Origin of the sequence: Candidatus Sneabacter namystus (assembly GCF_008189685.1) — a bacterium.
GTDB lineage: Bacteria > Pseudomonadota > Alphaproteobacteria > Rickettsiales > Rickettsiaceae > Sneabacter > Sneabacter namystus.
On the sequence record NZ_CP043312.1, the window covers coordinates 516,305 to 536,771 of the forward strand.

Consider the following 20,467-nt stretch of genomic DNA (forward strand, 5'->3'; position numbering starts at 1 on the left):
AACAAATGTCGCACTCCTATGTCACAACTCCAATTTTCTATGTAAACGATAAACCCCATCTAGGACATTCTTATACATGCGTTATAGCAGACGTAATAGCAAGACAACATAGATTATTTGGAAAACAAGTAATATTACTAACAGGTACAGACGAACATGGAATAAAAATAGAACGTGCTGCAAAAAGTCATAATACATCACCACAAAATTTTGTTGATGTGATCTCCATGAAGTTTAAAAACTTGATGACAATATGCAACATCAGCAACAATGATTTTATAAGAACAACTGAAACTCGACATAAAGAGGCAGTACATTCTTTATGGAACACATTATCACGCAATGGCTACATATACCTGGGGAAATATTCTGGCTGGTATTCAATAAGGGATGAAGCCTTCTACAATGAATCTGACCTTACGGAAGACAAACTAGCCCCTACCGGAAGTACAGTAGAATGGGTAGAAGAAGAAAGTTATTTTTTCGCATTATCAAAACTACAAAATAGACTTATATCGTTTTACGAAAATAACCCGTTATTCATATACCCAAATACAAAAAGAACAGAAGTAATAAACTTTATAAAGCAAGGACTACAAGACATATCAATATCACGTACTAGTGTCTCTTGGGGAATTTCAGTACCAAATAACCCAAAGCACGTAATATATGTTTGGTTGGATGCTCTTACTAATTACATCACTGCATTGGGATATCCAAATGTTGATGACAAAAAATTTAAAAATTTTTGGACATCCGCAATACATATTATAGGAAAAGATATACTAAAATTTCATGCAGTATATTGGCCAGCTTTTTTGATGGCAGCAGAATTATCATTACCACAAAAACTTGTAGTACATGGATGGTGGACAATAGAAGGAGAAAAAATGTCTAAATCAGTAGGAAATGTGATAGACCCAATACAATTACAGCAAGAAGCAAGCGTAGATGCAATGCGATACTTCCTACTCAAAGAAATTCCATTAGGAAAAGATGGTAACTTTTCTAAAACAGCATTTGTAAATCGAGTCAATAGTGAATTAGCGGATAAAATAGGAAATTTGGTACAAAGGGTAACAGCATTTTCTGGAAAATATTTTAATCACGCTGTACCAGACATAAAAGATGCCTCAGTGTGGAAAATACATCCATTAAGCGTTACCTCAACACATGCATATGAAGCAATAAAAAAAATAAATATAAACTTCGATATCAAATCAGCACTGTCCGCAATTTTACAGCTAGCATCTGACACCAATAAACATATAGATACAACCACTCCCTGGACAACAATTAAAACCAATAAAGAACAAGCATCCATAGATATGTATATAGCCCTTACAAGCATTAAACATATAGGAATCTATTTACAACCCTTCATGCCAGACGCAGCTAAAAAAATCTTGAGCATCTTTGCATTAAATATGACACCATGCCCAATACAACACTTGGCAATACCTCTGCTCCCAAAAGCCATACTCCAGCCTTGCCAAATATTGTTCACAAAAATTGAAAAATAGAATGCTTAACGCACAAAATGTAAACCTTTTGCAAGGCAAAACAAAAAAGTGACCCCTACGGGAATCGAACCCGTCTCTCCGCCGTGAAAGGGCGACGTTCTAACCGATAAACTAAGGGGCCTTAAAAATATATATGTGCCAGAAAAGAGCATAATGCCTTAGAGAAATAATTGCAACACTTTATAAAGCTGTAGTAAAACTACCGCTACCCCTTAGAAACAAAACAGATAAAGTGCAAAAAAGTAGGTAGGATACGTACCTACCTACTTTAAAAATAGAACTATTACCAAAACTTAGGAGAAGAGCTCATGTCTTTCAGTGTACCGCCCATCTTATTTAAGGCATCTGATCCGCTATTAGCACCTGATGATTGAAATAATGTAGTGCTTTTATCAAGACCATACCTAGAATCCTTCATTTCATAAGACACTTTAGATACATTACCTTTTACAGCACCTAATCCAAGACTTAATGGAGAAGTTGGGTTTATAGTACTACAAAGACCACCAAAGGTACCTGACACACTAGGACTAAAGTCAACTTTCGCCCCTTGCCATGCAGGAAAATCACTTCTAGAAAATTCAGTAGAATCATTGCATAACATTCCCTGACCTAGCGTAGAAAACGGATCACCAAAAGAAATAGAAAAATCAAACGGCATAATTTATTTACCTTATTAGTTAATACATCATTACCATAGTTGTATACTTATATTAACAAAAAAACAACATTTTTTAATTTAAGTTAATTTATATAAATCTAAGACAATGTACATACAGTCAACAACCAAACAGAACAAAATAAACAACTCGTCGTAACAAAGACAAAAATTTTTCTACAATAACCAGATAACGTTGATCTTGAAAATAAATGATCACATCCTATATGCATTTTTGTGAAAGACATTTAACAATTTTAGTTAGGTAGCTTATGAGTAAAAATTTAGAAAAATCTCGCTACAACCCTTTCTATGGACTAAGAGAGGATCCTGCTGCTATGTTTGATTCACCAATAGAAAAGGTTATGGATCAGCTGTTCAGATCTGCGTTAGGTATATACGATAGAGAGAATAAAAAGGGAATAGGAAGAGCTTTCTTTCCGAAGGTTGATGTAGCGGAAAATAAAGAAAGTTTTTTCATACAAGCAGAGTTGCCAGGAGTGAAAAAGGAGGATGTGAAAATCGAGATGATGGATGACTCTATGATCATCTCAGGACACAAAGAAAGTGTCGAGAGGCAGACTGACAAAGAAAAAGGATTTTATCATTGCGAAAGTTATTGCGGAGATTTTAGAAGAGTTATCAGTTTTCCATGTGATATAGAACGAGAAAATATTAAAGCTAAGTTTAACAATGGAATTCTGACAATTGACATCCCTAAATCTAAAAAGTCTATAGACAAATCTAAAATCATACAAATAGAAGGTTAACCATTCCCCCAGACAACACTGGGGGAAGTGGCGCATAATTGATAACAGAGTAGCTAATTTACATTATTGAGGTGATCTCCTTTCCCTTTATACATGTCTGTAAAACTTCTGAAAACAAATTGATAGACGCAATATTCAGCTGTTGAGTTAAATCTATTACCAACTGCTCATCATTTGAATCCAGAGCTGTACGTAACCTTGAAACAATACCTGTAATATCAGGATATTCCGTTTTAGTCTTCGATAATGCTAAACCGATCTTCTTTATAAGAATTTCTGCATTTCTTCTACTTTCCACAACCTCTCGAAGTAAAGAGTCTTTTTGCATATAGCTAATAGAGTCTGATATCATGTCGTGAACGACATCCTGAGAGAGATCGCAAGACGTATGTACAATCACATCTTGTGATATATTCGTTAATAACTCGGTACTTTGCACAGAAAGAACGCCGTTCATATCAAGCGCAAATGTCACTTCCACACGTGGAACGCCCGCAGGCATAGACACAATACCGTCTAATTCAAATGTTGCTATAGAAATACAATCTTTGGCAAACTCTCTCTCTCCTTGCAAAACATTAAATTTAATCGATGTTTGACCAGCTAATTGAGTAGTAAAAAGCTTTGTAACATTACTAGGAATCGGGCTATTTCTAGGAATTATTACTTCTACTAGTCCATCTGCAACCTCAATCCCTAAGGATAAAGGTACAACATCTATTAATACGTCTTTTCTATTGCCACTAAGATTATATGCCTGCAACGCAGCCCCTATTCCAACTATCTTTTCTGTATCTTTGCTTTTTTCTATTATCACACTTGGAAAAGCTTCTCGTAATGCTTTATCAAAGACAGGTAATTGAACACTACCACCAACTAGCAATATCTTATCTAATTTTACACTTGCATGCTCCGACAATAATGACTTTGTCAAAGCAATAGTTTTATTTGTAATACTTAAAAGCAGATGCTCAAGCTCCGATATTGTAAAACTTATTTCAACACTAACATTGTCAGCTGTCATAACAAACGTTCTATAGCAAGACATTGAAGACAAGGCTTCCTTGATTTGGCGTGCCAATAAAAGAATATTTACATCTTTGTGTACCTGTAAATCACTCAATTTGGCTCTAATACTATCGGCTATAATAAAGTCAGCATCATCTCCTCCCAACCAAGCATCACCTTTTACTCCCAAAACTCGCAATATCCCTTTTCTACTTTGTAGAAGAGAAACGTCAAACGTACCGCCACCTAAATCAAACACCAAATACGTAGACATGTCTTTATTGTCTACCTTATAAGCATACGCAGCTGCAGTAGGCTCACTTATTATTCTTAACACCTTGATACCAGCAAGCTTTGCTGCTTTGAGTAGAGCGCTTTTAGCATTGTTATTAAAATAAGCGGGAGCAGTTAAGATAGCAAAGGAAATCTTCTTCTGTAAAATATTTTCCACCTCAAGTCGCACATACTCTAAAATTTTACTCACAAGCAATACGGGAGAAAGTAACTTTTCACCAACTTTGATAAAGCATTCACCTTTCACTAAAACTAAATTTGGAAAAAATGCTTTTATGGCATCTGATAAAGATTCAGAATCTTTTATGTCTCCACTTAACAGTCTTTTTATGGAAGATACATTTATTACACCTTTATCTTTACCAAGAATTACTGATCCATTTTCGTCAACGCTAACCTCAGATGGCATATTCAACAAAATACGTACTTTCTCTTCATCAATGCAAACTACTACAGTATTAGTAGTACCGAAATCTATACCTATAGCAATATCATCTTTCATTGCAACCTAACAATATTATGATTCCTGATACTAAAGCCAATATAAACCCTTTTTAAGATTAAATATTTGTAGTACAATTCGCGTAGACTATTTAAGTATTGGTGATGCGTGTTTCTTGTGCATTGGCAAGTTACGAGTCATTTTCAACATCTCAAGCAGTATGATAAGAACTTCTATGTGTGCAATCAAAGTGTTTCTGATTGCATTGATAACAACCGTACAATGCCAAGCACATACAATTGCGTTAGGGGCAACAACCACAGCACAATATAACACCATAGCAATACAACACAATAACAACCCTCCGTCATCTATACGCGTAACTAACAATACCATACAAGCAAAATTTTATACACCAACAACACAAATCATTACGAGTAAAGACTTTCATAAAGTAGCAAAATTACTACCATCGAGTACTGATAACAAAACCGTAAATATACAAATAAGAGACAAATATCTGTATCACACTATTACTAAAGGAGAAAAACAAACTGTAATTAATATCAAAAAATTGAAATCTATCAATGATGATATTCCCACTAAAAAAAGTATAAAATCTGCTTCTGCTCCAATAACAATACAAGTCTCAAATTCAAAAATCCACGACCCTCTATCCAAGATATATATGGCTATCTTTGCCATAGGTAAAGATTTATTGATACTTAGCCCAGCTGGCAAAGCAGAGACTATAAAAAAGTATATGAAACTACAATGCTCTCAGTTACATAATATAAAATGTCCAGAAATAGAAGCACTTTTAGTAAAAAATAAAGCAGGTGCAAGATTACAAGACATATTCCTAACACCGCGCCTATTCACTAACACAAAACTTGAAGCTACATTAGAAGAAATATACGACCAGTATAAATTACATATCCCAGAATCATTTAAAATAGGAAATATCTATTTTCAAGGTCAACAAATACAAGTACTAATGACAAAAACACCAACATTACACTTAAGACAACAATACTCAACAAAACTCTTTCATACTTTACACTCGGTACAAGGTATCGCAATAGTATTACATAGTGAAAAATTACATACACATAAAGAAGAAAATGTGTTCAGCATATTCAAGTATAAGATAGATTCTCCAACCCAGCAAAATCTAGGATCAATGTTACCATGGTATCATGAGGGTGAATTCAACAAGCAAAAGCATGTAATAGAGGCTGCGATCAAATCTTCTAAAGAAAAAGATAAATATAAAATAAGACTATCTACTCTATATTTTAGCAAAGGAATGTATCATGAAGCAGCATCAGTACTGTCAGAAATAGTGCAGAATAATAAATACAATCTGGATACGCCAACAATATTCTCACATGCTGTAATATTACAGCTACTGGGAGATAAAAAAAATGCTAAAACAAGCATGCAAAAAGTATTATCCAGATTCGAAGGAGAAACGTTACCAAAAGAAGTAAGACTATGGGGCAATCATATCTTGAATTTAGAAGACAACTGTGTGGAATTTTTAACAGATTGTGAAGAATTTACCTCAGAATATCACGAGGAAGTGCTTTGGCATTTGATTTTTCACACTCTAGAAAAATACTTAGATAAAAATAAGCTAAAAGATTGTGAAATGTTGCTATCTAAAGTTAAAACATCTACAACAAAAGAGATACAAGAAAAATTAAAGTGCTATAAAGCCCGTTTGGAATTAAAAAAAGGAAACATACAACAAGCAAAAGCAATACTGATACAATTAGAAAAAAATGCTGTACTAAGCCCAAATGGCATGCAAATAGGGCTATTACTTGCTCAATTACATGATATAGAACGTTCTTTACCTACAGAAGATATAGCTAACAATCTTGTGAGTTGTAAAATGAGAGCAGGAGATATAAAAACTGAAACAAAATTGTGCTTGTATCTAGCAGATATATATAAAAGACAGAATAATCTAGTACAAGAACTGAGGATACTAAAACAAGTAAAAACCTTAAATCAAGACAATGTAATATCAAAAAGGTTGCGTAACTCATTTAACAAAGTATTTCTGTCTGAACAGTACCTATCCTCTTTTTCTAATATTGAAAAAGCAAACCTTTTCTTAGAATTTAAAAACATTATTCCATCTGGAGAGCAAGGAGATAAAATAGCATTATCAATAATAAAAAATCTTGTTCAACTTGACCTACTAGATAAAGCAGAAAAAATTCTTGAACATCAGATCAAATATAGAACATTCCAAGAAAAAAGATCGTTGCTATCTGAATATCTCGCTTGCATCTACATATACAATAATAAACCTGATCTTGCTATCTCCATACTAAATTTTACAGAAGCAAATAACTTACCAACGTGGTATCAATACAGAAAAAGATCTCAAATTAAAGCTTTGGCATGCATGCGAATGCGCGACTACCGTGCTGCAATAAGGTACGTAAATCATGATACCTCTCAAGAAGGACGCATGATAAAACAAGAAGCAGCATTCAGAGCAAAAGAATGGAAAATGTACGCAGATATGGTAACACCAGGTGTATTATCAATAATAACAAAAAATAAAAACTCATTGTCTGAAAAAGAAATCCAAAACTTAATCAAGTTAGCACTATGCTATTCTATTTTAGGTAACAAACAAGGAATCAATATGATCTGTACCTATGCAGCCGCAGCAAATAAAGCAATGCATGACACAATAAAAAACTTAACATCAACGATCAATACTAAAGTAACTAATATAGACCACTATCTAAAATATAGTACAATTGACAATCTACTTGATAACTATCTCAAAGAGATTGAAGCAAATATTTTTCAAGATAACATTTTGTCATAATGTCTCTATTTGAAAATCTAAAATCCAAAATCACGCAAAGTTCAAAAACATTAAGGTCGGCTGTAAATACTATACTAGCAAAACAAAGCAGTAATGATAAAGAAACTCTTCAATCGATAAAAACAATATTACTGAAAGCTGACGTTGGCATCACAACTACAGATTACATTATACAACAGTTAAAAAAAAGACCTGCTAGTGCAGACATCAACTCTTCTCTGCGCAACATAATACATGAAATTATATCCAAAGTTGAAGGACAGTTTCACCTGAATTGCGCTACAAGTGTAATTTTAGTATGTGGAGTCAATGGATCTGGAAAAACTTCTACAATAGGTAAGCTGGCATACTCATTATCTCAAACTTCTTCTGTTATGGTTGCGACATGTGATACCTTCAGAGCAGCTGCATGCGACCAGTTAGAAAAACTAGTACAACTGACTAATGCTAACTTTTTTACACCCACAGCACAAACACCAAGTAGCATAGCATACGAAGCAGTACAACAGGCAGTAAAAGATAACTATAAAATTCTGCTACTAGATACATCAGGTAGATTAAGCGGAAATAAGAATTTGTGGCTAGAATTAAAAAAGATGAAGACCTCAATCCAAAAAGCCTATTCAGAAGCCCCAGAAAAAATTCTATTGGTAATAGATAGCACATGTGGTCAAAACGTACACAATCAGATAGATTACTTCTCTGAAGCCTTCGATAGCATATCAGGCATCGTTTTTACAAAAGTGGACAACGATATAAAACCTGGTACGATACTGAGCGTTGCTCACAAACATAAAATACCAATATTATTCCTAAGTACAGGAGAAGATGTGGTAAACTTGGTTCAAGTACAAACAGAAGAACTTGTTACAACGATGCTAGATATAAAATTTGACTAATAGTATTGAATATGAAAACACTGAGAGAATTTAAAGGTGATATAGAAAGTGCAGTTAACCTTATAAAAGGTTGTCTTTGACGTAGAAGCTATATCCAATACAGTTGAACTACTCAATAAAGAAATTTCTCAGCCAGATTTGTGGAACACACCTGAAAGGGCAAAAGTTGTTCTACAAGAAAAAGCAAAACTTACGTCTCTTTTAAAAAAATTTGACGATATCATATCCTCATATAATGATATCGTTGAGTTCGAGACGTTATTTTCGAAAAATCAAGAATCAGACAAAGATTTCGACTTAGACATACTAAAAGAAGCTGAAAGTATTTTAGAAAAGGCAAACACTTTGAAAACTGAATGCCTTTTCTCAGAAAAATATGATAGTAACAATTGTTTTATAGACCTTAACTCTGGAGCAGGAGGCACGGAAAGTAACGATTGGTGCTCCATGATGTTAAGAATGTATATAAGATTTGCAGAAAAATTAAAACTTTCATGCGATATAATAGGTGTAGTAGACGGAGAAGAGACCGGAATTAAATCTTGTTCTATAAAAATTGAAGGTCTAAATAGCTATGCCTGGTTTAAAAATGAATCAGGTGTACACAGACTTGTACGTATTTCACCCTTTAACGCAGCCAAAAAACGCATGACTAGCTTTGCAAGCGCTTGGGTATACCCAGAGATAAATGATGACAATGACGTGGAAATTAACAAACAAGATTTGAGAATAGATACCTTCAGGGCGTCTGGATCAGGCGGTCAGCATGTGAACACAACAGAGTCAGCAATACGCATTACCCATTTACCTACTAACATTGTTGTACAATGCCAAAACGAAAAATCTCAACATAGAAACAAAGAAACTGCAATGAAAGTTTTAAAAGCTAGACTTTATGCCCTCAAATTACAGCAGAAAAAACAACAAACCGATCAGCAGAATACAGAAAAAGGGGCTATCAGTTGGGGAAATCAAATACGCTCTTACGTCATGCAACCTTATCAATTAGTTAAGGACTTAAGAATAAATTACGAAGAATATGATGTAAAAAAAGTATTAGATGGAAATCTAAACAATTTCATATTCAAAAAACTCTCTTCCGATGTGAAACAGAATAACGAGTAAGTTGTATACAACTTAAAAAAAATGGCGCGCCCTAAAGGATTCGAACCTCTGACCTACGGATTAGAAGTCCGTTGCTCTGTCCAGCTGAGCTAAGGGCGCCAGGAACGGATATGATAAACAATTTATCTTAACAAAACAACTGACACATTCATCTTACTTCTATCATACCTTTTTTTGTAAACAACTTTAGTTGATCGTCTATCACGCACATAGCTAATACCTTACCGGAATCAAAATTGATTCTAGAAGCAACTCTTCCATTAAAAGGATTAACAGTAAACATTTCACCATTTGCAGATACAACAACCAAATTCTCGTTAACTAGTAAAGGTTGTAAAAAATCTCTAGATCCCTGCTTTGACAAGTTTGTATCAAGATTTGCAACCCATGACAACTGGCCATTATCGATATTAACAGATACAGCCTGACGCCCCATTGTAGTTGCAAAAAGTGTATTACCAGCAAGCAACATCTTTCTTATACCAGGAATTTTTTTACTCCATACAGCTTTTTGCTTTTTTAAATCATACTTAGTGATATAGTCAGGACCAGCAGCAAAATACAGCATATCATTCTTCTTATCTAAAATAGGCTGACATATAACGCCACCCAAAGACAACTGCACAATTTCACAAGCATGCCCCTGAGGAAATAAAACACGCTGATATAAACGCCCTCCTTTTTTGGATTCTATAACACTCAATTGACCAGCTGAATAATCCGTAATAAGCAAATCTCCTTTATACAATAAAGATTTAGTACGTGCGTAAATTTTTATATTATCTGGTGTTCCGAGTAATATCCAAGTAACCCTACCAGAACTTGTATCAACGGAATACATAGCCCTATCATCTTTTATATATGCTTTGGTATCATCATCAGAAAGGCATACACCTGAAGTGATATAGTTTTGAAATGGAACACGCACCAATTCCTCTCCATCTACGACAGATAAAATTAAAAAATAATTGTTAGCAGTAACATATAGCTTATTACCATAAATAGACATAGAAGAAAATTGTACTTTTTCTTTCTTCAATCCAATATCACTTGTCCAAACTGCACAGTAATCAGATTTATCTATTGCCACAACAACGCCTGTATTGGTCATGATAAAAATTTTATCAAAATCACACACAACATCTGACACAATATCCTTACTATAAGCAAAATGCTTCAAGCTCCAAGTGTCTAATTTTCCACTTACCTTAAAGTGTGCAATGTTAGAATTGACAATATCTATATCATCATGCCAAATGGTATTAGTACGCGCTTCAGGCAATAAAATATCGTGTGATGTAATAACATGCTCTTCACTAAGTTTATTAAGAAAATCATCAACTGGTGCATGTTTGCTAAATAAAGAACATCCGCTAAGCATACAAGTAGCAAGCAACAACAAAATATAGTATCTAAACTTAATAAACACGACGATAAATTCCTATTTTATAGTTAATAAAATGGCCTTAGCCTCTTGCTGTATAGAACTAGGAGCTTTATGAGATAAAACAATTGAATCTATAACCGTTTTAGCAGTTTTCTTATCAGCATTGCAAGTATAGAACAAAGCTAGCAAAATTTTAGATCTCCAATATAACACTGCCCTCTCATTCTTAAAGCTGGAACTATAAAGTAAGAATGTTTTTCTTATATTATCGTTTTGTTCCATATCAAGAGCTATCCCCATCCACATTGTCTTAGACAGAGCTCTTATTTCTCTAAGACAAGCATTATCAGCAAGATTTTCTAAATGCATCATAGCAGTCTTTTTTTTTCCTGCATCAAGAAAATATTTAACTTGCCTCAAGCGCACTAAATCTACACTTGGCCTTACTCCATGCAATACCTCACCAGAGATATCAATGTTATGATACAACGAATTTATCAGCAATTCTCCAGCCCTTACATCATATCTCTTATTAACAGAATTTTTTCTATCACAATACAAAGAGAACAATATGGCAACACACGTAATAAAAACAGCGATTACAAAAAATCTTCTATACCACACAACATGTCTATAGTGACGCTTTGCATCTTCTAGTTCAGTCAAAATATCCTTAGTCACTAATCTTGATCAAATTATTTATTTCGTTTAAAAAAGTATACACTACACATCTAATTCGCCTTGCTAAAGTAATCTTTTAGGTATTCTTGAATATTATCTTTATTTATAAACTCTACTTTACCGCAACGCCTATGCAACACTTCGACATTGCTAGATTTAACAAAACTCTTTCCTATCCTGAGTTGCAAAGGAAAACCTAAAAGATCGTTGTTAATCAATTTACTACCAGCCACAGAATCTGTGTCATCGTAACATACATTCATATCAAAAGCACAAGCAAACTGGTAAAGATTCTCAGAGTATTCTACACAACTTGAATCATTACTAAGCAAATTAACAATAGAGCAAATAAATGGAGCAACATTTTTTGGCCATATAATACCTCGTGAGTCTCTATTGGCCTCTACTATTGCTGCTGCAAGTCGTGACACACCAATACCATAGCACCCCATTTCTGGATTTAGCAATTTTCCATTAGCATCCTGCACTGTAACATTCATTGCAGAAGAGTATTTATTAGAAAGAAAGAAAGTATGCCCTACCTCAATTCCTTTTGCACTCCGAACCGACGCAGAAGAACCATTAGCAATATGTTTATCATCGCACATAGCATACAGCTTAGACATTCTGTTCACAGAATCAGCATTTATTTCTCCTTTCACCAATTCAACAAGCTCAGGATCAAAGAATAAGTCACTCTCACCAACCTCAGCTATTACATGAAACTCATGACTTAAATCACCACCTATAGGACCACTATCAGCTTGTAAAGGTATAACATCCACACCCAATTTTTTGAAAAATCTCAAGTATGCCATAAAAACATTCCAATAAGCTTTCATTGCATTTTCAAAATCTACATCAAATGAATATGCATCTTTAAGTAAAAATTCTCTACCTCTCAGAAGGCCAAACCTAGGCCTTATCTCATCTCTAAATTTCCACTGTATTTGATAAAAAATCTTAGGTAAATCTTTGAAAGATTGTATATTTTTCCTAAAACAATCTGTTATCATTTCTTCTGCTGTAGGGCCAAAGATCATAGTATTATTGTGCCGATCTTTGATACGTAACATTTCTTGACCATATACGTCTCCACGACCACTTTCTTCCCATAAATTATAAGGTTGTATACACGGCATAAGTACTTCCAAACAACCGCTTTTATCCATCTCTTGTCTTAAAATTAGCTGAATGTTAGACAACAATCTTACACCCAAAGGTAACCACGTGTACAAACCTGAAGATACTTGACGTATTAAACCAGCCCTTATCATTAACGAATGTGACGCAATAGATGCTCCACTTGGCTCCTCCTTCAAAGTAGGAAGAAAGTATTGTGAAAATTTCATAAAATCTCTATTAATATAAACTTGACGACAGTTATAACAAATGCAAAAAGCATTTACAACACATTAGCCTGGCAATACACATTTTCAAAAAGCACCCTGCCAGTAACTAGAGATTTCAACTGAATCTCAATAACATAAATCAAGTCAAGCATTTTTTTTAATCGTTCCTTGGAGATAGTATGCGCGATTGTGATAAATCTATCTAAATATCTAAAAAAGATTGGTGGCTTTAATTTTGCAACCGCTGCTTCTATAGAATCATTAGAATGTAAGACATACACAAGTTTTAAATAATAATGAAGCAAAGAGCGTAATAAAGTAATATCTGCTATTTTATTTTCAGTGACAGCCTTCAAAGTGGAAAAATATCTTCGAGCATCTTTTTCTTCTAAAGAAAAAAATAATTCATCCGTTGCATAATGGCTACCACACGTACTGATATCGTGCACATTTTGCAAAGAAATTTCTTCCACACTTTGTGATAACAAATCTAATTTTTCAATCTCATTTGATAAGGAAAATCGATTTCTATCTAAATTGCTAATTAGATATAAAACAGCATCTTTTTCGATCTTATATTGCCTACATGCCTTTCTTATAGCATTTTCAAAATCTTTATCTTCATAACAAGCAACAGAAAATAACGCCTTTTCTCGTTCAAAAAACCTTCTTACATCATTATCTTTGGATAGACCATAACCTACAAATACAGGTACATGTGCAAGATCATAAAGCAAAGAATTCTTTATCATATCGCTCACATGACGCGAGCCCACCTGTACTCTGATACACTCTTTACGTCCAAAAAGATTGAGGTTGTAGAAAACAGAAACTGCTTCTTCACAACTTGTCGCATCAAGTTCTATTTTCCTGCAAAATAAACCTAATGATTGAAGTAATAAATTGAAAAAGTGATTAACAAGATCTCTGTCAGTACCATGTAACAATACAGCATTGCAGCTACCCTTCTTAAGAGCATCTATAACTAAATCAATTTTAGTAGAATTGGCCTTCATACAAACTATGCAAAGGTAATATTGCTATAACTAACAAGCTACCCCCTTCTACTTACGCAAACCAAGCTTTTCAATAAGAGCAGCATAACGATTTATACTGACACTTTTCAAATAAGCTAAAAGTCTTTTTCTTTTAGAAACAAGCTTCAACAATAGCCTTTTGGCAGAAAAATCCTTTTTGTATGTCTTTACGTAGTCTGATAGTCCTTTTATACGATAAGTAAGAAGAGCACACTGCACCTCGGAAGAACCAGAATCTACGGCACTAGTACCAAAATCTTTTATAATTTGTCGCACTTGATCTGAAGAAATCATATAAAAACCATTTGTATTTGCTACTTAAATTAAAACTACTATGAGCTTTCAAAAATTTTGTTAGGAAAAAAAACATTAGAATCGGCAACACGTCCAACAGCAACTAAAATGCCCTTATATACAGCACACGCAGTTCCATCCTTCACATCATCACTTAACTGAACCTTACGCCCAAACGACAGATCACATCGCTGACTTTCCGTAACCAAAACCTTGGGTATTCTACCCATAACCAAGCCTAAAGGCAACAAGTGCTGGTATAAATTTTCTTTATCACACTTTTCACTGTCAAATCTGCTCAATGAAATTGAAGATTTACTATCGAATACCCCAACTGAGATTCTAGTAATATCAATAACAGTTGCACATACACCCAAAAAATCCGCTATATCTTTCGATAATGAGCGTACATAAGTACCACGAGAACATTCTACAAAATATCGCGCCTGTTTTAGGTCATTGTCATACCATAAAAGTCTTATATCTTTAATTGTTACAGGCCTGCTTGAAAGAGAAAATTGAACCCCTGCCCTAGCCAGAGCATATGCTCTTTTACCATTCACTTTTACAGCAGAAAAATTCGGAGGTACCTGATTCATACTGCCAGTAAATTTAGATGAAACAACCTCTAACATAGATACATCAAAATCTACCACCTCTGTTTTAGTAACATTACCTTCTATATCTTCAGTATCAGTAGAAACACCAAATTGCATGGTAAATTCATATTTCTTCGTGCAATCTACAACATACTCAATCAGCCTTGTAGCATGTCCTATTCCAATAGGTAAAACCCCATGAGCTAATGGATCTAGAGTGCCAGCATGACCGACTTTCACACTCTTGTTACCTATTATTTTTCTGAGTTTACATAAAGCCTTATTAGAAGATATACCTTTAGGTTTATACAAATTTACCCAACCATGCCAGCCCCGACAATAGAATATATCGTTCACGATTTACTTTAACTTTTCCTTATAACCTGCAACAATTTTTGCACTTGGCTAACGTTATCAAAAGCTGCCGCATAAGTAAAACGTAAATCAGGAGCATACTTTAAGTTCAAATATCTAGATAACAAAAACCTCATCCTTTTTTTATTTTCCTCTAACACTGTTGATACTTGAGCAGGAAGAACATTTGTAACATCAATTCTGAGGGTATAAAAACAAGAACATAATCTTAAATCAGAAGAAACACGCACATCAGTTACAGATAAAAATACTCCTCTCATACTACTGTCAAAAGTTTCAAGTCCAGATAACAATTTGGACAAAAAATATTGGGCGTTTTTAGCTACTTGCTTCTCGCGATACTGTTTTTTCACATTACTACCTTCGCATACTTTTAAAACTTCTTATCAAAAGCATTAACACCCCAAGAGAAATAGCACAATCAGCAAAATTAAATGTCGGAAAATGCTTTCCACAAAGACTTATATCGATAAAATCAAATACAGCCCCGCTGATTATTCTATCTATCAAATTTCCTACAGCCCCTCCAATTATCATGCTCCACAATATAGCAACTCGTTTAGATCTTATAGACAAAATCATCTTATAAAGCAAAGTTACCAATATTGTTCCTATAACAAGAAATAAGTTACCAGAATACGGCAACTCACCTAAAATACCCAAACTAATGCCAGGATTCCATACCGGTATAATCTTAACAAAAGGCAAAGAGTAACCACCACCTTGCGCAAAATATGACTGCAAAGCATTCTTACTAAACTGATCTAAGGCAGCAATAACTACAATAATGGTACTACTAAGTATTTTTACATACACGACACAAAACCTTTTAAATTCAGTATTGATTCAAAATTACTTATACATAAGCTAAGAAAATATTATATTCACCGAGCAATTCAAGCATATTAATAGAAGTTTTACAACAAAGAGACAAGATAATTAGGGAAGATATCATGCAATTGGCAATGCAACCGTACCTTATGTAATACATCAACATCTTGCGAGTCTTGCCCTATCGCAGTTGCAACATTGCCAGTCAGTACAAGAGCAGTACTAATGCCTACATCTATACCTCCTTTTATATCAGTAGTAAGAGTATCGCCAACCATTAAAACCTTATGCTTCTCTTTACTCAATCCTCCAGAAATAAAAACTTTGTTATATATAGCAGGGTAAGGCTTACCGATAAAGAAAACTCTACCTCCCATCTCTTTATATAAATTAGAGAAATAACCAGAACAATAAGCATTTCCATCTTTACCACGAACGTGCAAATCAGGATTGACGCATAACACAGGAACGTTGAGTTGTAATGCCTTTTTGTACAAAGTAACAATTTCCTTACACTCCACTTCCGGTTTTTGTGATCTTACAGTAACCAAAATTAAGTCGGCCATAGCAATATCTTCCACATAATTTACTGCTAAGTCGTCAAACAAGCATCGGTAAGGAGAATCGTAATGTATGCGATAAATATTCACCTGAGATTTAGTACATCCAAAAATACTTTTTTGATATTCTGGATCGAAAAGTAAATCCCTAGACATTTGACCAGAAGTGATAACGTGATCTGCACTCACATTAATGCCCTCTTTTAGAAGAAATTTTGCTAAAATGTTACTCTGTATAGGAGCATTAGAAACAAAATACACATACTTCTCTTTAATTAATGTGTTAATGGTATCAACAACACTAGGTAAAATAGATTCCGTTTCATCAAGAATGACACCCCAGACGTCAAACAAAATAGCATCATAATGCTTTGATAAATCAGTAATTTGTAGTACCTTATCCAGACTGTAAACCATGATGAACCAGTAATAAATATGTAAATTAAGTTCCAAAAAATGACAAAAACACACTTCAAAGTATTTAAACGCTAGATCAGCATAAACAATAAACAATGAAAAACAAAGCTGTCATCACGCTTTTAAAATTTAAACGAACCATACCAACCTCAACTTAACATACTCAATGTCAGAATCACAGGAATTAAAGCATAAATTAAGTAAAAAAGCATCGAATTCTTACGGTGCAGATGCTATCAAAATATTTAAAGATTTAGCTGCTGTCAAAAAAAGACCAGGAATGTATATAGGAGATACAAGCGATGGCAGTGGGTTACATCATATGGTTTATGAAGTACTTGATAACTCTATAGATGAAGCATTAGCCGGATTTGCAAGTGACGTAACAATTTCTATCTTAGATAACGGTGCTGTGCAAGTTAAAGATAACGGTAGAGGTATTCCAACAGAAATACATAAAGAAGAAGGTATATCAGCCGCAGAAGTGATTATGACAAAATTGCATGCCGGTGGGAAGTTTGACCAAAATTCTTACAAAGTATCCGGAGGTTTGCACGGTGTAGGTGTATCAGTAGTAAATGCACTATCAGATTGGCTAGAATTAAATGTATGGAGAGATGGGCAAGAATATTACGTAAAATTTGAAAATGGAAAACCAGTAGAACCGCTAAAGGCGATTAATAAATCAACATTTACTGGAACGCAAGTTACTTTTTTGCCTTCTGCCGAGGTATTTGATTCCATCGAATTTCAATTTAGCATCTTAGAAAATAGACTAAAAGAGTTAGCGTTTTTAAACAAAGGACTAAAATTATTTCTTTCAGATCAAAGAGTAACGCCCAACAAAGTTGCCTCATTCCAATACGAAGGAGGAATTGCGTCGTATGTAGAATATCTAAATAAAGGAAAAAACACCATATGTCCCGTAATACATATGGCAAGTGATGAAGATACGTCAACTCATGCAGAAGTAGCACTACAATGGAATAGCGGATACTACGAAAACATACTGTGCTTTACCAACACAATACATCAAAAAGACGGAGGAACTCATCTTGCTGGCTTAAAAACAGCTTTAACAAGAGCCGTTGTAGCTTATTTGACAAAATATGATGCGGCAGCCATGAATAAGAAAAACAGTGTTACCATAACAGGAGAAGATATACGCGAAGGGCTTTCTTGCATAGTATCTGCAAAAGTAGCAGATCCAAAATTTTCTTCACAGACAAAAAATAAGCTCGTAAGTCCAGAAGTAAGAAGTGCAGTGGAAAATACTGTTTTTACACAATTTTTTAGCTGGTTAGAATTAAATCCTAGTCTTGCAAAAATTATAACAGGCAAAATAAAAGATGCGGCGACTGCAAGAGTGGCTGCAAGAAAAGTTAGAGAACTAGCGAGAAAAAAAGATGCTTTAAGCGTTGCGACTTTGCCAGGAAAATTAGCTGATTGCCAAGAAAAAGACCCAGCAAAGTCAGAAGTATTTATAGTAGAAGGAGATTCAGCAGGCGGAACAGCAAAACAAGGAAGAAATAGAAAGTATCAAGCTATATTGCCACTTAGAGGTAAAATACTAAACGTGGAAAAGGCTAGGTTTGATAAAATGCTTAATTCAGAACAGATTGGTACTTTAATTACAGCTTTAGGTACTGGCATAGGAGAAAAAGATTTTTGCCTAGATAAGCTCAGGTACCATAAGATTATAATAATGACAGATGCAGATGTAGACGGGTCACATATACGTACCTTACTTCTTACATTCTTCTTTAAACATATGAAAGAGATCATTGAACACGGCTATTTATACATAGCACAACCTCCTTTGTTCAAAATAACATCGAACTCAGGTAAAGAGTTGTATCTCAAAAATGAAGCTGCTTTAAATGAATACATAACAAGTACAGCGCTAAAAGATAATATCTCCTTTTATGCTGAAAAAAAACTAGACTATGACGCAGTAAAAACATTACTAGATGATTTGCAAAAAAGCATATATCAGTTAGAGAGACAAAATGTCGACCTTTCCGCTGCTGAAGTTGTAGCATTATGTGCATGTACAGTTGGCCTTCTAAACTTGCCATCACTGGCTAACATGGCAAACAAAGTACTACAAAAACAATCAGAAGAGTGCAGCTGGCAAATCACACATACAGAAGATAAGCTTATTATTTCAAAAAAGATGCATGGAGTTACTTCCAGTAATACATTAACAATCGATGAATTACACAACCACTTTAGTGAAATAGTGCAAATATTATCGAAGTATGCAGATATGTTCCAAAATGGAATCACAATAGAGACAAAAGAAAAGGCAAATACTTTTTACACCCCCTCTTCTCTTCTAAAATTCATACCAATGTTAGCAAGAAGTAAAATAAAAATACAAAGATTTAAAGGACTGGGAGAAATGAATGCAGACCAACTATGGGAAACAACTCTCAATCCAGAAGCTAGAGTACTGTTACAAATTGGTATGCAAGACTACATAGAAACCAGTCAAGTATTTACAACTTTGATGGGTGAAATGGTGGAACCAAGAAGACAATTTATTCAGGACAATGCTCTTAAAGTAAAAAATTTAGACTTCTAGTTAAAATATTTTACTTGTTCTTAAATCCTAATATTTTTTCACTATGGCTAAATAACAACTTAGCTAACATCTAATACCGCTTTTTTATCCTCTTTATTGATGTGTAAATATGCAACAATGTCTTTTTAAAGAAAGGCATATACTCATCTACCTTAAACTTTATTAAAAAAACATTCTAACTTTTGGTTGTATGTAACATATTATCAACACATTCTCATTTGCAAAATAATGTCCTATTGATACTTGATTACTAGCGCAGTATCGAATACCATGGTACGCAAGGAAGTGAAAATTATACTTGAGGTTACATAATTATCGATCTAATAATGTACCGCAGGTATGTATATTATGAATCTTATTTAACTATGGAAAAAAGAAGAAAGAATACTAAAGCAAAAACTATTAAGAAACGCAACAAGAAATCTGAAAATATATTGCAAGACCTGAAGTATATGTGCGTGTCTTCTAACCTAATATTGGATGCATTGAAAAGAGGGTGCGAAGTGGCTCAGTTACCAAACGGAGACTTAATTGTTACGGAAGTAAAAACATTTAGTGTACAATATCGCTGGGATAAAGAAGCAATAAAACTAACTAAGTTGCCAAATAGCTAGTTTTGTGTGCTTTGCTTAGTTCTTTTACAAACTGAGAGAAGCCGTAGCGTACGTTTTTGCCTACTATATGCATCTGATATAGTATTTAAATTAAACTTGGTGTTTCAACATTGCAGCACATGTAGATTTTATCGTTTGAAACGCAACTAGCGCATTT

18 protein-coding genes and 2 tRNA genes are annotated in these 20,467 nt (G+C 34.1%); 7 read left to right on the top strand and 13 right to left on the bottom strand.

Features of this window, described 5'->3' with window-relative positions; all coding sequences use genetic code 11:
* Positions 1-5 precede the first annotated feature (5 nt).
* Positions 6-1,523, top strand: coding sequence for a methionine--tRNA ligase (metG, locus tag FZC37_RS02575; RefSeq protein ID WP_148952158.1), 1,518 nt, complete (start codon positions 6-8; stop codon positions 1,521-1,523).
* A 49-nt stretch (positions 1,524-1,572) separates the two neighbouring features.
* On the opposite strand, the gene FZC37_RS02580 is transcribed toward metG, so the two are convergent.
* Positions 1,573-1,644 (bottom strand) — tRNA-Glu (locus FZC37_RS02580).
* A 162-nt stretch (positions 1,645-1,806) separates the two neighbouring features.
* Positions 1,807-2,184, bottom strand: coding sequence for a hypothetical protein (locus tag FZC37_RS02585; protein WP_148952159.1), 378 nt, complete (start codon positions 2,182-2,184; stop codon positions 1,807-1,809).
* A 269-nt stretch (positions 2,185-2,453) separates the two neighbouring features.
* On the opposite strand from FZC37_RS02585, the gene FZC37_RS02590 reads away from it, so the two are divergent.
* Entirely contained in the window at positions 2,454-2,951 is a 498-nt protein-coding gene (locus FZC37_RS02590) for an Hsp20/alpha crystallin family protein (protein ID WP_148952160.1), read from the top strand.
* A gap of 58 nt (positions 2,952-3,009) precedes the next feature.
* Here the strand turns inward: FZC37_RS02590 and FZC37_RS02595 are convergent, their stop codons facing one another.
* Positions 3,010-4,755, bottom strand: coding sequence for an Hsp70 family protein (locus FZC37_RS02595; protein WP_148952161.1), 1,746 nt, complete (start codon positions 4,753-4,755; stop codon positions 3,010-3,012).
* A gap of 160 nt (positions 4,756-4,915) precedes the next feature.
* Here FZC37_RS02595 and FZC37_RS02600 point away from each other — a divergent pair, with 160 nt between their 5' ends.
* From FZC37_RS02600 to prfB, 3 genes are all read left to right on the top strand, one after another.
* Positions 4,916-7,552: a tetratricopeptide repeat protein gene (locus FZC37_RS02600; RefSeq protein ID WP_148952162.1), complete on the top strand. Its 2,637-nt coding sequence runs from the start codon at positions 4,916-4,918 to the stop codon at positions 7,550-7,552.
* Positions 7,552-8,451, top strand: a complete 900-nt coding sequence (locus FZC37_RS02605; RefSeq protein ID WP_148952163.1) for a signal recognition particle receptor subunit alpha — start codon at positions 7,552-7,554, stop codon at positions 8,449-8,451. Before FZC37_RS02600 ends, FZC37_RS02605 begins: the two co-directional genes overlap by 1 nt.
* A gap of 11 nt (positions 8,452-8,462) precedes the next feature.
* A protein-coding gene (gene prfB / locus FZC37_RS02610; protein ID WP_410520478.1) for a peptide chain release factor 2 occupies positions 8,463-9,576 on the top strand; the annotation gives its coding sequence in 2 pieces (ribosomal slippage) (positions 8,463-8,528 and positions 8,530-9,576; 1,113 coding nt in all).
* Between the two features lie 22 nt (positions 9,577-9,598).
* Here prfB and FZC37_RS02615 read toward each other — a convergent pair.
* From FZC37_RS02615 to FZC37_RS02660, 10 genes are all read right to left on the bottom strand, one after another.
* Positions 9,599-9,675: transfer RNA gene (locus FZC37_RS02615), tRNA-Arg, on the bottom strand.
* A gap of 49 nt (positions 9,676-9,724) precedes the next feature.
* On the bottom strand, positions 9,725-10,957 hold the full coding sequence (locus FZC37_RS02620) for an outer membrane protein assembly factor BamB family protein (protein ID WP_148952165.1): 1,233 nt from the start codon (positions 10,955-10,957) through the stop codon (positions 9,725-9,727).
* Between the two features lie 60 nt (positions 10,958-11,017).
* A complete protein-coding gene (locus tag FZC37_RS02625; protein ID WP_148952166.1) occupies positions 11,018-11,644 on the bottom strand; it encodes a DUF2659 family protein in 627 nt (208 codons plus the stop codon).
* A 50-nt stretch (positions 11,645-11,694) separates the two neighbouring features.
* Positions 11,695-12,996 (bottom strand): proline--tRNA ligase, encoded by a 1,302-nt coding sequence (gene proS, locus FZC37_RS02630; RefSeq protein WP_148952167.1) that lies wholly within the window; start codon positions 12,994-12,996, stop codon positions 11,695-11,697.
* Positions 12,997-13,049: 53 nt separating this feature from the next.
* Positions 13,050-14,012 carry a DNA polymerase III subunit delta gene (gene holA, locus FZC37_RS02635; protein WP_148952168.1) on the bottom strand — a complete coding sequence of 321 codons (963 nt, stop codon included), beginning with the start codon at positions 14,010-14,012 and terminating at the stop codon, positions 13,050-13,052.
* A gap of 48 nt (positions 14,013-14,060) precedes the next feature.
* Positions 14,061-14,327 carry a 30S ribosomal protein S15 gene (gene rpsO / locus FZC37_RS02640; protein ID WP_148952169.1) on the bottom strand — a complete coding sequence of 89 codons (267 nt, stop codon included), beginning with the start codon at positions 14,325-14,327 and terminating at the stop codon, positions 14,061-14,063.
* Positions 14,328-14,365: 38 nt separating this feature from the next.
* A complete protein-coding gene (gene truB / locus FZC37_RS02645) occupies positions 14,366-15,283 on the bottom strand; it encodes a tRNA pseudouridine(55) synthase TruB (protein ID WP_172619343.1) in 918 nt (305 codons plus the stop codon).
* Positions 15,284-15,291: 8 nt separating this feature from the next.
* The gene (locus FZC37_RS02650; protein ID WP_148952171.1) at positions 15,292-15,654 is read right to left on the bottom strand and encodes a ribosome-binding factor A; all 363 of its coding nucleotides are present in this window, start codon (positions 15,652-15,654) and stop codon (positions 15,292-15,294) included.
* A 4-nt stretch (positions 15,655-15,658) separates the two neighbouring features.
* Positions 15,659-16,117 carry a signal peptidase II gene (gene lspA, locus FZC37_RS02655; RefSeq protein ID WP_172619344.1) on the bottom strand — a complete coding sequence of 153 codons (459 nt, stop codon included), beginning with the start codon at positions 16,115-16,117 and terminating at the stop codon, positions 15,659-15,661.
* Positions 16,118-16,218: 101 nt separating this feature from the next.
* On the bottom strand, positions 16,219-17,109 hold the full coding sequence (locus FZC37_RS02660; RefSeq protein WP_148952173.1) for a TIGR01459 family HAD-type hydrolase: 891 nt from the start codon (positions 17,107-17,109) through the stop codon (positions 16,219-16,221).
* A gap of 166 nt (positions 17,110-17,275) precedes the next feature.
* Here FZC37_RS02660 and gyrB point away from each other — a divergent pair, with 166 nt between their 5' ends.
* Together gyrB and FZC37_RS02670 are read left to right on the top strand one after the other, a co-directional pair.
* Complete coding sequence (gene gyrB, locus FZC37_RS02665) at positions 17,276-19,696, top strand: DNA topoisomerase (ATP-hydrolyzing) subunit B (RefSeq protein ID WP_148952174.1); 2,421 nt, start codon at positions 17,276-17,278, stop codon at positions 19,694-19,696.
* A gap of 365 nt (positions 19,697-20,061) precedes the next feature.
* Complete coding sequence (locus tag FZC37_RS02670) at positions 20,062-20,310, top strand: DUF2671 domain-containing protein (RefSeq protein WP_172619345.1); 249 nt, start codon at positions 20,062-20,064, stop codon at positions 20,308-20,310.
* Positions 20,311-20,467: the final 157 nt, after the last annotated feature.